This is a genomic window from Tenacibaculum profundicola, from assembly GCF_057220795.1.
This window is the reverse complement of the sequence record NZ_CM170137.1, coordinates 1,445,001-1,458,188: the sequence shown is the minus strand read 5'-3', so window position 1 is coordinate 1,458,188 and position 13,188 is coordinate 1,445,001. Positions and strand designations below refer to the sequence as shown.

The following is a 13,188-nucleotide window of genomic DNA, read 5'->3' as shown; positions in this document are numbered from 1 at the left end:
ATTATATAGTGTTATCCTATGATTTTCAATGTGTTTAACAAGCCTAACAACTTAAAAAAAGACACTTGGTTTTCAAAATTAAATCCACTGGTACTGAGTTTTAAGTCGTAATCAGAAGTTTTGAGAATAAGGAAGGTTTCTGAAATAGCATACCCAGATCCGAAAGAAGCATATCTTGCGTATCTAATGGAAAAACCTAGTTTTAAGAGAAGATTCATAATAGAGATGGTGGGTGGTGAAATGATTTCTTTTCCTCGGATGAATGTGATTTCCTTAATCTCTACGTTTTTTATTGGTAAGGCAAAGCGCTTATTAGCGTAATTAGCTCTTACAAGAAGTCCTTTGCTATACCGTTGAATATTGCATCTGGAATTCTGGATTAAAACATGATGATTACCTGGTTTTTTACAACTGAATGATTTTAGAAAGAAAGCCGTACTGCCAATAGGAGCCATGTTTTTAAAGTTGAACTTGATAGGAGTCCCGATTACCTTTTCAATAACATGGGAGGATATGTCATTTTCAACTAAAACCATTTTATATGCCTATTTAAATGCGCAATATACTATATTTAACATTGAATTTTTATTATTATTTGTTAGGTATAACATCAATTGATAGCTTCGTATTATGCAATAGAACTTTATCATGAGAGAGGTAGTCGCCATAAAAGGAAGTGCTTCCTCAATTTTACACCAGTTATTGTTTGAATTTACTGTAAAAGAAAAAACGACGTTTTATTGTTTTACAGTAAATTCAAATGGTAAATGATATTAGCATAGCACCGCTATGGTTAAATGTTAAAGTACAACGAAATGGTCGATTTTACAGTGGTTTCATCCTGTAATAGATTTTCTATTATGTACTTTGCTGATAAACAGACTTACTACAAGTAGAACTATTAAGTCATTTCCTTGCAGCCATGCTAGTGTTTTGCCTATAGTTCGGCATTCATAATAAACAAAATAGAAACCTTTTAATAAACGAAACGAACCTAAAGGATACTATTTATTAAAAGGAAATTAGGAATTAAATTCCGAGAACCTTTTTTATTTTATTTCCTAAACTATTTTTATTAGCATCGGGTTTTTCATCTTCTTCAAACAAAATTCCTTTGACATTTAAATGATGGCCCACTTGCTCTTTTCCGATATCTTGTTCAAAACCTACAATTTGCTTTCTATATTTACAAAGTTGACAATTCATATGAGCTGCACCATGTTTAGCTTCTTTTAAACGTTCGTCAAAGGCTTGTAAAATTAATTCATCAGTTCCAAACGGGTCAGTATACACGTATTCGTTTTCTGACTGTCTATTCCTTTCCGAAACATACGTATAAATGCGTTCTAATAGCACGCCAGTAAAAAAGAAGAAAGGGATCACAATTGTTCGTTTAAAACCGAGTTTATCAATCATAGCTAAAGACGTGTCTATTTTCGGATACGCCGTTCCGCTATACCCTGTCGTGGCGAAGCCAAACCCCATCCCATCCCATAGCATGCTTGTAAGCTTGGCAACATCACTATTAGCATCAGGGTCTGTAGTACCTCTACCAACAACCACTAAACAGGTGTCTTTTCTGTCTATTTTGGGAAGTTTTCGTTCCGTTTCTTCAATGCGCTTAACAGCCAGATCTAATAAAAATGAACTTACACCAATATGTTTGCCCATGCTTATTGTTAAATCATCATGATAGCTTTGTAAGGTGTTTAATTCAAAGGGGATATCATTTTTAGCATGAGATCCGGCAAATAAAATAACGGGTAAGGCATATATTTTTCGTACACCGTTTAAATACATGCGCTCAACAGCCGCCTCGTAAGTAGGATGATTGAACTCCAAAAAGCCATAATCTACCTCATAAGAGTTCTGATAACGTTCTTTTAAAATACGAACTAATTCTTTAAACGATTCCACGCCACTGGCTCTTCGACTACCATGACCACATAATAAAATTCCTTCTTTCATCTTAGTTATAAATTTTAGTTGTTTTTGCTACCGATAGGTGTTGCTCCGATGATAAATACTACAGGCATAGGTAAATCCTTCTTTTTAAGCAAAGCTTCAATGGTTCCTAAGGTTCCTGTTATAATTTGCTGACTTGATCTTGAAACATTTGAAATGGCATTTACGGGAATGTGTTCATCTTTACAAACACCTATCAATTTTGGGATAATTCTATGAATACTTTTCAATCCCATATAAATAGAAATGGTATTACCAGCTTTTAACATATGGGCAATACCGTTGAGTTGCTCAAAGGAATAATCAGCAGTATGAGCTGTGCAGATAAGCATGGCATTAGAATGGTTTCTTTCGGTAATAGGAATATTGTAAAGGTTGGCTGCTGCTATTGCTGCGGAGATGCCTGGAACTACTTCAAATGGAACATCTTTAACATGTAAATATCGAGCTTCCTCAGCTGCCCTGCCATAGATATAAGGGTCACCTGATTTTAGCCGAACGACTTTTTTACCTTTTTTATAATGGGTATATAATAGTTCGTTAATGTGCTGTTGTCTATCGATTTGATTACTTGAATCACCAAATTTTCGACCTACATATATTTTTTCACAGGTGCTGTTGAGGTCCAGAATGGCACTTGAAACTAAATTGTCATGTAAAATAACATCTGCATTGCTGATCAGTCTGTGCGCTTTTACTGTTAACAACTCTGGGTCTCCCGGTCCAGCGCCAATAATGGTAATAGGGTGCATCACTAAATTAGTTTTAAAGGGTTTGGATGTATATAGTTGTACTTAAGTAAGGATTTACTTTTAGTATTGGAAATTTTTTTAAATCCAATTTCATGATCTTGCTCTATAAAACTCGGTGGAGTTAGTCCTATGTTGTTAGCCGCTTGCGTATAAAAAACGGCTCTCATAGGATGTTCATCGGCACACCCGTTTATAATCTGTCCCCAACATTTTTTTTCAATTATAGCGTGAATGAGGCCAATACAATCATCACGATGAATTACATTAATAGGTGATTTCCCGTTTTTTAAATTGACCTTATTTGCTAAAAACCTACCAGGTAGTCGATCATAGCCTATTAATCCAGAAAAACGCACAATTGTGAGTCGGTCTTTTAACGATTTTTCTAATAACTTCTCAGCTTCGTATACTGCTTTACCAGAATTTTTTTCAGGAAACACTTTCATGTCTTCAGTAACCCAATCATTAGTGTTTTGGTATACAGAGGTAGAGCTTACAAAAATTACTTTTTGATGCTTTTTGATCGACGATAAAATATGTTCAACTTGCTTTGGGTATACGGTTTGAATATTAGTGATGCTTCTTTTGGGAGGAAAATTGATAATAACAACATCACTATCTAATAAAAAATCATTTATAGACGATGAGCAATCGGGATTTCCTAGAGAAAACACATAAGGAATAAATCCTTTATTGGATAATAAAGTTACCTTCTCTTTAGAAGTGGTAGAACTTTTTATTTGATACCCCAAGGAGTGTAAATAGGTTCCTAAAGGAGCGCCTAACCAACCAGAACCGACTATACTAATTTGTTTGTACTTCATTAATTATTCTTGGATTGTTAGTTTTCATTTCTAAATATATTTCTAAAATATAGCTCCAAAGATCACTATTTTCTTTAGGAATAAAAAGTGTAATTAGATGTTTACCTTTTCTATTTTTAAGTTGAATAGCTCCAATAAAAGCTTCATGCTCTTGAAACCAGATCACCTCAGATACGCCAACTTTTCTAGTAATGATTTCAGAATCGATTTCTTTTTCTAGAGCCTTAGTTATTGGTCCGATAGCTAATTTAAATTGAATATCATTTCCGCGTATTTCAAGATCAAAAATATCGAGATAGTCAACAGAATGTTTGCTGCTAATCGTATAGTTGTTTGCATTGTACAGCACCTCGAATTCATGTTCAGAGGCAAATATAGTTTTAAACACAGGGTATAAATATTGATCGGAGGCAGAGGCTCTTGCAACTAGGATATTCCCAAAACGATCGTCTGTTTTTGGCTTAAATGCTGGAAGTGAACCTGTTCTTTCTTTTACAGTGTTTAGTTTACTAGCGCCTTCTTCATACAGTAAGTATTCTTGAATAGGTACTTTCTCTTTTGTATGAGCGTTAACAATTTTTATTGCTTTTTCAGGGCTTACATCTTTGTACCAAAAATTCCCAGGTTGAACAATCCAAGTAGGAGCATCTTCACATCTGCCATTACAACGAGTTCTTATGGTATGTGTAGTGTTCCATAAATTTTCATTTCGTAAGAGTGCCCTCGCTTCTCTTACCGCCAATTCACTCTTTGCCTTTTTACAAGATCCACCATCACAGAAATGAAATGTAGTGATTACTTTCGATAAATTTTTCCCCATAATTTAAAAGAAATAAGAAAGGTTTTTTTTAGATAACAATAAAGGGTTACGAGAACAATTAGTAGAGAAACCATTACTAGGTTTTAAAGCTACAAGGGTTTCAACGTTGTAATTTTTAGTGCTATCTGACAGAGTTCCTGAATGCGAAACAATTGGAGTTTCACTAGAATTGACAAGGTTTTTGGTATTGTTAGTACATGCATTTGCTATAAAAGCTTGAGCGAACAATACACTGCATAATATTAGTTTCTTCATTTAAAAATAAAATTAAGCAGGCAAGTTGTAGAAAAATACACCGATAATGTAGTATTATTTTTCAACTCTTTACCCGAGAGTTCATAAAATAAATTCACTAAAATGGCAGGTCTCCTGACTTTACTCGACAATCATTTCACCTTCCCATATATTTTACAGTGGCTCTATTTAATGACGTCTTGAAATAAGTATTACAGTTGCGGGAACAGCTTTGGATTTTCACCAAATTCCCTTTTAATCTTTACCAGAGGTAAAAAACCATTTTAAGGGACCAATATAATCTTTTATTTAATAGCACTTATAATTTTTACAAAGAAGCTTTTTATCAATTCTTCTATAATAATGTTTTTTTAATATTTGCTAGACGTGAAGCGTAAAAATTTATGCATAGAAAGTTACGAAATGATGACCGATAATGAGATATGATAAAAGATGGATATATTCATAAAAAAAACCCGCTCAAAAGATGAGCGGGAAAATTGCTATGAAAAAGAAAATCTTAGGACGTCTCCTAAGTTATGTCAAAGATAGGATAAAGAATAATACTGTAAAATAAGTAAAAACCCTAAAGGTTGAACTAGGGAAAACCATGAGTCTTAACCTGTTTTTTACTAGTGATTGAAATTTGCTGTTTATAGAAATATGATTTATTTGATTTTTGTGAAAATAAAATTCTTTGCAGATTATCGGAATTGCATTTTTTTAGTTAAATATTTTAACTTCAAGTTTCCTCTTTTTTGAACTGATTAAAATCTCAAAGATTATATGCATATTGTTTCATTGATGCATAAATGGAATGATTTGACTGGATTTGGAACAAGAGAATCTATTTGTTACTGGTTTTTCAAGTTTAAAGAGTTAACGATAATATATAGGCGTGATTTTATAGAATAGACCTTGTCACGCGATAGTATAGCTGGTTTTTTATTTACTTTTCAATCATGAAGAAAAGCAAATACGAAGCTATAGTACTATTAGGACAGTTTTAAAAAGTATAAGAAATAAAAAAAAGCTCTATAAAGAGCTTTTGTATATAAAGAAGTAGAAATTTAAAGTATGGTTAGTTGTATAATTAATTAAGGCTTAAATTGATTCCTACTCAACAATAAGTCAAGTAGGAATCTTCCCCTTAATAGAATATCACTTCTACTTAAACTGATGTAAATGTAGAGATATTAAATTTATAATAAGGTGAGTAAAAACACTAAAAAAATACTAGGGGTAACCATGATGGGTTTACCTATAAACCCTATAAGTAAAACCTAAGAATAGAATGCCGATATCGCTGTTTTAGAGAACAACTTTTTAAAAATATGTATATAATACAATTTACAAATAAATATTTCGCATATCTATTATTTCTTTTGTAGCTATTTTTGCGTTATAAAACTTAACCATAGCTTGGCTATGCTAACGTTTTATGCCTTAAACTAACTTAAAATAATTCAATACCTATATACGAAATATGTATCTGTAAATCGTATAATTACCTGTTTGGCTGTATTTATTTTGTAATACTTCTTTTAAGATGCTGTTTTTGGTGGCTCAGCTTTGTATGATATCATCTTGATATTAATTTACCGACATAATTATTTATCTGTAAATCGTATAACTTCATTCCAATCGATATAAAACACAAGCATGATTTACCTAAGATGCGGTATAGTAATGCATTTTATTGATATTAGGAAAGACTAAAATTACTATCAATTTGTAAATTATGTAATGTTTAGTTTTGTAAAAAATTGGTTAGTATTTTAACCCGTTCAGCAATGGTTGTTTGTGGTAATATGTTCACTGAAAAGTTTAAATCGTTATACGTGGTTAGCAATAATTGATGTAGTTTCTGAGACTCTTCAAAAGATTGTTGTCGTTGTGGATCTTTTGTGTAAATCTCTTTCCAAGGAGGCATCATAAAAACAGTTGTATGGTAGTGTTTTTTATAATTAAAGTGTTTAAAAGAAGCAGAGATAGGAATATTTTTTAGTTTCAAGTAAGCTATATTGTCAGCTACACTCCTGTCAACGAAAGAGGTCCTGTTTACTGGGATTAATAATTCTTTTGTAATGTGTTGATAAACCAATTGAGTAAAGCCTGAAACATTTTGCCAAGGTGTTTTGTCTCCTTTTGTTTTTTGCTGTTCAATGATTATTTTTCTAGAGATCTCATCAAAACACGTGAAGTGATGTTTTTTTAGGGCATTTATTAAACTTGTTTTACCAGTTCCTGGGGCTCCAGTAATAATATATCGTTTCATTTTTAAGAAAATAAATAAAGAAATACAGCGATGCATATTACAAAAGCAGCCGTAACAGAATGATTAATCGTCGAGACTTTTTTAATTTCTGAGATATTGATATGTCTATCATTATCTCCAATATAAGGTTTGGGCACTAATTTTCCGTGATAATAATTGGGACCTCCAAACCTACAATTTAAAATCGCAGCTAAAGCTGCTTCCGGATAACCAGCGTTAGGACTGGAATGTTGACATCCGTATTTCAAAATGAAATTAATTTTATGCAGCTTCCCTGTCACGATTAGCATTAATATAGCCGTTAATCGAGCAGGAATATAATTGAAAACATCATCTAATTTTGCAGCAAATTTACCAAAGTTTAAGTATCGCTCGTTTTTATATCCAATCATGGAGTCCAAGGTGTTTACCATTTTATAAAGCATGGCTCCAGGCACACCTAAAAAAGCAAAGTAAAATAAAGGAGCGATAACACCATCACTTAAGTTTTCAGATAAGGTTTCAAATACTGCTGTTTTTATTTGTTGCTCATTTAATTCAGAAGTGTCTCTTCCTACAATCCAAGAAAGTCTCTTTCTACCCTGAATGACTCCTTTCTTAAGTTCGCTAAAAACGGCTTTACCTTCGCTGATCAAGCTTTTATTAGCAATCGCATAAAATAAAAATACAGCGTTAAAAATGATAAAAACGATAGGAAAAGGTTTAAGTATCTGAACTATTAAATAAAAAAACAGAAATGCACCAGTTGTAAGTAGGAATGTTAAGATTAAGCCTTTTAGAAATTTAAAATTGTTTTGGTTAAGATGTTTTTCACCAAAAGAAATTAGTTTACCAAAGAAGCGAATAGGATGTGGTAACCATATCGGATCCCCTAAAATTAAATCGAGGACGTAGGCAATCAATAATGGAAGTAATACAATTAATTTTTCCATTCCATCAAAGCATTAATTAATAATTTATTTTGTGTGCTGGTTTGGCAAGCTAAACGAAAATAATGCTTGTCCAAAGTTCTAAAATTGGAAGCATCTCTTATCAAGAGTTGGTGTTCTCTCGCGAGATAGTCCTTTAATTTTGATGATCTTGGTTTATTCATCTTTACAAGGAAGTAGCTTGTGTTGGATGGTATAACTTCAAAGCCTTTAATTGTATTTATAGATTCTTTTAAAAAAGAAAGATTTTTAACGTAGGTGTCAAATGTAGGAGTGATTTGGGTGTAGTTTTCAAAGATAAAGGAACCAGCAATTAGCGCTAAGCTGTTAACGTTCCAAGGCATCTTACTTTTCGATAAAGAAGATATTAATTCAGAGTTACCAATAATATAACCTAATCGCAAGCCAGGAATACAAAATAGTTTGGTAAGTGATTTTATGATAATAATATTAGGATGATTAGCGATTAAAGAAAGGCAAGAAATAGATGAATTTGTAAATTCTATATAGGCTTCATCAATGACGAAGTAGGTGTTTGGGAATTTTTTTGCTAGTAGGCCGATCTCACCAGATGTAGTCTCAAAACCATCAGGGTTATTGGGGTTGCAAATAAAAGCAAGTTTAGTGGTGTATACATGGTCTGTAACTGATTTTCTATCGATGAACTCTATATAAAGTGAATGTATGTTAGAAGCTAGTTCGTATTCTGAGAAAGCAGGAGTACAGATGGTAACCGATGTGTTACGAAACATATTGGTAATTAAATAAAAAGCTTCTGTAGCACCATTTGTTACTATGGCAGATCCAAATGGTAACTTATGATGTGTTTCTATTTGTTTTGTTAAGTATTCGGCATTTGGATCGGGGTAATTTTCTATACGATGAATTTGCTTTTTAAGGTGTTCTAACAACAAAGGGTGGGCGCCTTGATACCATACATTTGAACTAAAATTAGCTTTAAATTCAATAGTATTGTATTTATGAAGATCATCTCCATGTCCATAATCGATAGCCATAACGTTAAGTAGGAATTGAAGTTTTCATATTTTTCACAATGGACTTAATATCGATATGTTTTTCCAAATGCTTTGCTAACTTATCATAGTTTTCTTCTTTATAGGCTTGGTAGTCAAAACGATTACCGTTGGTTTGTGTATTAAAGTTAGACAATAGATCTTCAATAACAACTGTATTGTCGAAAAGACCGTGAATATAAGTTCCCCAACAATTTTCAAAAAAATAACCTTCTGGTCGGGCATTCATTGAATTCAATGCTTTCTGATTATCAAAAGTTGTTTTTCCCATGTGAATTTCATATCCAGAACAAGGTTCAGAGTGATTTTTAAACGTAAAACTACATTGTTTAGTTGTTTTTTCAGATGTCATTACGGTATGCGAAGGAATAATTCCTAATCCCGGAATTTGTTCAATGTCGTTTTCTATATGATAAGGGTCAGAAATAGACATGCCTAGCATTTGAAAACCACCACAAATACCTATAATAAAAGTGTTGTTTTTATGTGCCTTGAGTATTTCTTTTGCCAATTGAGAGTTTCTCAGAAATTGCATATCCGCTATAGTATTTTTACTCCCTGGAATAATGATCACGTCAGCTTTTTTAATATCCTCTGCACATCTTGTATAAAAAAGATGAACACGGTCTTCTTTTTCGAGTCTATTAAAATCAGTAAAATTGGAAATATGGGGTAACAAAATTACTGCAATGTTTACGTTGTCAGCTTTTGAATTTTTATGTCTGTTGTTTAAACCTAAAGAATCTTCGTCTTCTATATATATGTCATTGGCGTATGGGACTACGCCTAAAACAGGAATATTCGTAAGAGACTCTAGTATTTTTTTACCATCTTCAAATAAAGAAATATCTCCTCTAAATTTATTAATGATAATTCCTTTAATTAACAAGCGCTCTTCGTCCTCTAATAAAGCAATACTACCATATACACTGGCAAAAACACCACCTCTATCTATGTCGGCGATCAGATACACATCTGCATTGGCAGCTTTTGCCATTCGCATATTTACAATGTCGCGATGTTTTAAATTTAGTTCACTGATACTCCCAGCACCCTCCATAACAACAGGGCTATATTTAGATTGCAGTTTTTTTAACGCTTTTTTAGCTTCTTCAAAAAGAGGTAATTTATTATTTCCTAAAAAATAAGAGCGAGCCGATTGATTACCGATTGGTTTCCCATGTAAAATAACTTGAGAAGTATTGTTTCCTGAAGGCTTCAAAAGTACAGGGTTCATCTCGGTAGAACAATCTATTCCTGCAGCTTCTGCTTGCACTGCTTGCGCTCTGCCAATTTCCAAACCATCTTTGGTTACAAAACTGTTTAATGACATGTTTTGGGCTTTAAATGGAGCAGGAGAGTACCCTTGTTGTTTTAGAATACGACAAATTCCTGTAACAATAATACTTTTACCAACATCTGAGCCAGTACCAACAAACATAATAGGGTGCGACGATTTCGTCATAAGATAAATTAAAATAAATGCTAAAATAAGCTAAATTAAAAGGAAGAAAAATTAGTGTTTATGATTTTTCAGAGAGCATATATTTTATGATTTAAGAGTCAGGTTATTAAGTGAAATTTTGAACGCTATTTGAATTAATACGAATAAGCACTCCTATTTATAAAAGGTTATACCAGTTATTGTTTGAATGTACTGTAAAAGAAAATGAGTATTTTTTTCTAGATATAAGATAGAAAAATCAATAATAGCAGTAGCTATGATTTCTTTTTATATTGAAATAGAAAGGGAGAAAGGACGTTTTATTACGGTAAATTCAAATGGTAAATGGTATTATATTCTAAATTTTAAAATGAAATGTTTATATTTAGCATTAGTTGTTATTTGATATTTTCTTGAATATGATAGTGAGTTTTTTGAAGAAAATTGGGAAGCTAGAGTCCTATGAAGTTAAAAACAGTAGCCTTGTGTTGTGTTTAATAGCCCCTGGGATTTATCTGTATTCCCTGTTGATACTTACCTTGAATTCTGAGATAAGAGAGTTGCCATATACGAGAGCTTTTTTCACAATTCTTTTTTTGATCGTAGGGTTACTTCCTTTGACTAAAAGGAGGTTTGTGGTTGATTATTATGGATTGTATGTTTTTGTACTATTGTTTATGCTTCAACACTACTTAACATATGTGGTGGCACTTAATAATTTTTCTATAGACTATTTGTTGGGTAATTTAATAGTAATGTTTGGTGCGATTTTAATGCTTAGCAATAGAGTTTTAATTGTTCTATTTAGTACATCACAGCTTTTGCATATGGGATACAGAGTATTGCAGTCTAATGTCGATAATGTGGTGGAAGGTGCTATTCTAATGTCAATAATAACAATTTTTATATATTCCTTTATTATTTTAAATGGGTTGATAAGGCATCGGCGCGGTTTAGAAGAAATGAATAAGAGTCTTGAAAATAAGATAAAACAAAGAACTAAGGATCTAGAAAACCGTGCGAAAGAGTTATTTGATCGTAATAAAGACTTAGAGGAGTTTGCGTATGTAGTGTCACATGACCTAAAAAGACCACTCAGAAACATTCATACTTTGGTAGGTTGGTTAACTGAATCAGAGAATGAAAACGGAAAAAAGGTGTTTAAGGTATCAGAAAATTTCACTAAGATTCAAGAGCAGGTAGAACAAATGGATTTGTTAATTAGCGGAATATTGAACTACTCTTTGCAAATGGAAAAGGAACAAGGGTTTAAAAAAGTTGATGTAGATGCTATAGTAAGAAGAATTATTAGGATGAATACTTCAGATTCATGCATTGTAGAAATCAAAAAGAAACTTCCAAAGTTAATTTTTAATGAGTCGCAACTGTTGCAGGTTTTTCAAAACTTAATTCAAAATGCAATAAAGCATAATAATAAGGATGTGATACAAATTTCTATAGATTATAAGAAAGAAAACAAAGAACATATATTCTCTATCACGGATAATGGACCGGGGATAGATAAAAAGTACCACAAAAAAATATTTCATTTATTTCAGAAATTGGAGATTAAACCCAATATCGAATCAATTGGTATAGGGCTGGCATTGGTAAAAAAAATTATAGAACGAAATAGAGGTAGGATATGGTTAGAAAGTGAAAAGGAGAAAGGAGCAACTTTCTTTATTACCATAGTAGACTCTTGAATAAAGTAAACCCTTCAATAAAAGTTAACGCATTCTGAAAGCCAAATTCGATATGGTTTCTTAATTAACGTGAGTTCGACGCAATTTTATGTTACATCGTTATCTGAAATTTAGCCAGTGACTGTATGAAAAAGGTAGTGAAATGAAGTTTTTGTGGCAGCCTCTGCACACGATACGATTACGTCAGCCTGAAAAAGACAACGGAATGACCTGTCTTATATCAAACTCAAATTAATTAGACGCTACAGTGTTATTTATAACGTAACATATTTTTGTGTTCTACTTTTAAACCTAGATTATGTATAGGAATTGCACTATGTTCTGAAATAGCTGGAAAACTAAAGGTTTCAATTGTGTTTTTTGATTTTAAAACTAAGAGAGTGGTTGATTTTAGTAATCTTTCAAGCTTTGTTTTGGAGTTTCAATAAAAGATATTGAGCTAAAAGAGATTACGAAAACACTATACTAATGAATATGTATATCGCAGTATTAAGTAATAGTAGATATCGAATAATACGAACTCTTCAACAGAACTATTAGGATTAAAATTTTGATTTTTATGTGTTTGGGTTAGGGGTTGTTTTATTTACAGAAATAAACTAAAAAAAGTTCTTGCTATGTTAAAAAAGGGTTCTATATTTGCATCCGCTAACGGGAAAACGCAAGTTAGAAACTTAGCAAAGTTCATTAAAATAAGGATTAGTAAAAGGTAAAGAAAGGGTTAAAAAATAAGTTAAAAAAAAGCTTGTTTATAACGATTTAAAGTGAGTATCTTTGCAGTCCGGTTTTAATAAAAGAGTTCATTGAATTAGGGTGTTTAAGAAGGTAAAAAAAACTTTAAAAAAGTTTTGTCAGAATAAAAAGAGTTTATATCTTTGCATCCGCTTTCAGAGAGCGACACGATCACAGAAATTTTGGAATGATAAACAGTAAAAAAGTCAGTTAGTTCGAGTCTAACATTTCTACAAAAAGGTTAAGTTTAAAAGATGGTTTTAGATCATTAATTAAGATTAGCGAAGTTCATTGAAAATATTGAAATTGACAGCGTAATTAAAGAGTAGAATTACCAAGACCTAGATTTATCTAGGTCGAAACAAATTCTTTTGAAACTTATTCATAAATAATATTAAAGATTATACAATGAAGAGTTTGATCCTGGCTCAGGATGAACGCTAGCGGCAGGCTTAACACATGCAAGTCGA

The 13,188-nt window shown here is 32.1% G+C and carries 11 protein-coding genes, 1 rRNA gene and 1 riboswitch (1 of these 13 cut by a window edge); of the genes, 2 read left to right on the top strand and 10 right to left on the bottom strand.

Going from position 1 to position 13,188, the window contains the following annotated elements; all coding sequences use genetic code 11:
• Positions 1 to 11 precede the first annotated feature (11 nt).
• From AC2TDS_RS06420 to AC2TDS_RS06375, 10 genes are all read right to left on the bottom strand, one after another.
• The gene (locus tag AC2TDS_RS06420; protein ID WP_484738277.1) at positions 12 to 536 is read right to left on the bottom strand and encodes a hypothetical protein; all 525 of its coding nucleotides are present in this window, start codon (positions 534 to 536) and stop codon (positions 12 to 14) included.
• 493 nt (positions 537 to 1,029) lie between these two features.
• Positions 1,030 to 1,968, bottom strand: a complete 939-nt coding sequence (locus tag AC2TDS_RS06415; protein ID WP_484738276.1) for a sirohydrochlorin chelatase — start codon at positions 1,966 to 1,968, stop codon at positions 1,030 to 1,032.
• Between the two features lie 14 nt (positions 1,969 to 1,982).
• Complete coding sequence (gene cobA / locus AC2TDS_RS06410; protein WP_484738923.1) at positions 1,983 to 2,717, bottom strand: uroporphyrinogen-III C-methyltransferase; 735 nt, start codon at positions 2,715 to 2,717, stop codon at positions 1,983 to 1,985.
• Positions 2,718 to 2,719: 2 nt separating this feature from the next.
• Positions 2,720 to 3,541, bottom strand: a complete 822-nt coding sequence (locus AC2TDS_RS06405) for a Rossmann-fold NAD(P)-binding domain-containing protein (RefSeq protein ID WP_484738275.1) — start codon at positions 3,539 to 3,541, stop codon at positions 2,720 to 2,722.
• On the bottom strand, positions 3,522 to 4,361 hold the full coding sequence (locus tag AC2TDS_RS06400; protein WP_484738274.1) for a (2Fe-2S) ferredoxin domain-containing protein: 840 nt from the start codon (positions 4,359 to 4,361) through the stop codon (positions 3,522 to 3,524). Before AC2TDS_RS06400 ends, AC2TDS_RS06405 begins: the two co-directional genes overlap by 20 nt.
• Before the next feature lie 3 nt (positions 4,362 to 4,364).
• The gene (locus AC2TDS_RS06395) at positions 4,365 to 4,616 is read right to left on the bottom strand and encodes a hypothetical protein (RefSeq protein WP_484738273.1); all 252 of its coding nucleotides are present in this window, start codon (positions 4,614 to 4,616) and stop codon (positions 4,365 to 4,367) included.
• A gap of 87 nt (positions 4,617 to 4,703) precedes the next feature.
• A riboswitch (cobalamin riboswitch) is annotated at positions 4,704 to 4,894 on the bottom strand.
• Positions 4,895 to 6,345: 1,451 nt separating this feature from the next.
• Complete coding sequence (locus tag AC2TDS_RS06390; RefSeq protein ID WP_484738272.1) at positions 6,346 to 6,873, bottom strand: AAA family ATPase; 528 nt, start codon at positions 6,871 to 6,873, stop codon at positions 6,346 to 6,348.
• Positions 6,874 to 6,875: 2 nt separating this feature from the next.
• Positions 6,876 to 7,805 (bottom strand): adenosylcobinamide-phosphate synthase CbiB, encoded by a 930-nt coding sequence (gene cbiB, locus AC2TDS_RS06385; protein ID WP_484738271.1) that lies wholly within the window; start codon positions 7,803 to 7,805, stop codon positions 6,876 to 6,878.
• The gene (locus tag AC2TDS_RS06380; RefSeq protein WP_484738270.1) at positions 7,793 to 8,818 is read right to left on the bottom strand and encodes a pyridoxal phosphate-dependent aminotransferase; all 1,026 of its coding nucleotides are present in this window, start codon (positions 8,816 to 8,818) and stop codon (positions 7,793 to 7,795) included. Before AC2TDS_RS06380 ends, cbiB begins: the two co-directional genes overlap by 13 nt.
• Before the next feature lie 4 nt (positions 8,819 to 8,822).
• Positions 8,823 to 10,301, bottom strand: coding sequence for a cobyric acid synthase (locus AC2TDS_RS06375; RefSeq protein ID WP_484738269.1), 1,479 nt, complete (start codon positions 10,299 to 10,301; stop codon positions 8,823 to 8,825).
• Positions 10,302 to 10,915: 614 nt separating this feature from the next.
• Here AC2TDS_RS06375 and AC2TDS_RS06370 point away from each other — a divergent pair.
• Together AC2TDS_RS06370 and AC2TDS_RS06365 are read left to right on the top strand one after the other, a co-directional pair.
• Positions 10,916 to 11,986 carry a sensor histidine kinase gene (locus AC2TDS_RS06370; RefSeq protein ID WP_484738268.1) on the top strand — a complete coding sequence of 357 codons (1,071 nt, stop codon included), beginning with the start codon at positions 10,916 to 10,918 and terminating at the stop codon, positions 11,984 to 11,986.
• Positions 11,987 to 13,123: 1,137 nt separating this feature from the next.
• Positions 13,124 to 13,188 (top strand): 16S ribosomal RNA (locus AC2TDS_RS06365) (it continues 1,454 nt past the right edge of the window).

Bases quoted from the DNA above. Each gene is read 5' to 3' on its own strand.
- AC2TDS_RS06375 (WP_484738269.1), bottom strand. From the start codon at position 10,301: ATGACGAAATCGTCGCACCCTATTATGTTTGTTGGTACTGGCTCAGAT.
- AC2TDS_RS06405 (WP_484738275.1), bottom strand. From the start codon at position 3,541: ATGAAGTACAAACAAATTAGTATAGTCGGTTCTGGTTGGTTAGGCGCT.
- cbiB (WP_484738271.1), bottom strand. From the start codon at position 7,805: ATGGAAAAATTAATTGTATTACTTCCATTATTGATTGCCTACGTCCTC.
- AC2TDS_RS06415 (WP_484738276.1), bottom strand. From the start codon at position 1,968: ATGAAAGAAGGAATTTTATTATGTGGTCATGGTAGTCGAAGAGCCAGT.
- AC2TDS_RS06400 (WP_484738274.1), bottom strand. From the start codon at position 4,361: ATGGGGAAAAATTTATCGAAAGTAATCACTACATTTCATTTCTGTGAT.
- AC2TDS_RS06395 (WP_484738273.1), bottom strand. From the start codon at position 4,616: ATGAAGAAACTAATATTATGCAGTGTATTGTTCGCTCAAGCTTTTATA.
- AC2TDS_RS06390 (WP_484738272.1), bottom strand. From the start codon at position 6,873: ATGAAACGATATATTATTACTGGAGCCCCAGGAACTGGTAAAACAAGT.
- AC2TDS_RS06420 (WP_484738277.1), bottom strand. From the start codon at position 536: ATGGTTTTAGTTGAAAATGACATATCCTCCCATGTTATTGAAAAGGTA.
- cobA (WP_484738923.1), bottom strand. From the start codon at position 2,717: ATGCACCCTATTACCATTATTGGCGCTGGACCGGGAGACCCAGAGTTG.
- AC2TDS_RS06380 (WP_484738270.1), bottom strand. From the start codon at position 8,818: ATGGCTATCGATTATGGACATGGAGATGATCTTCATAAATACAATACT.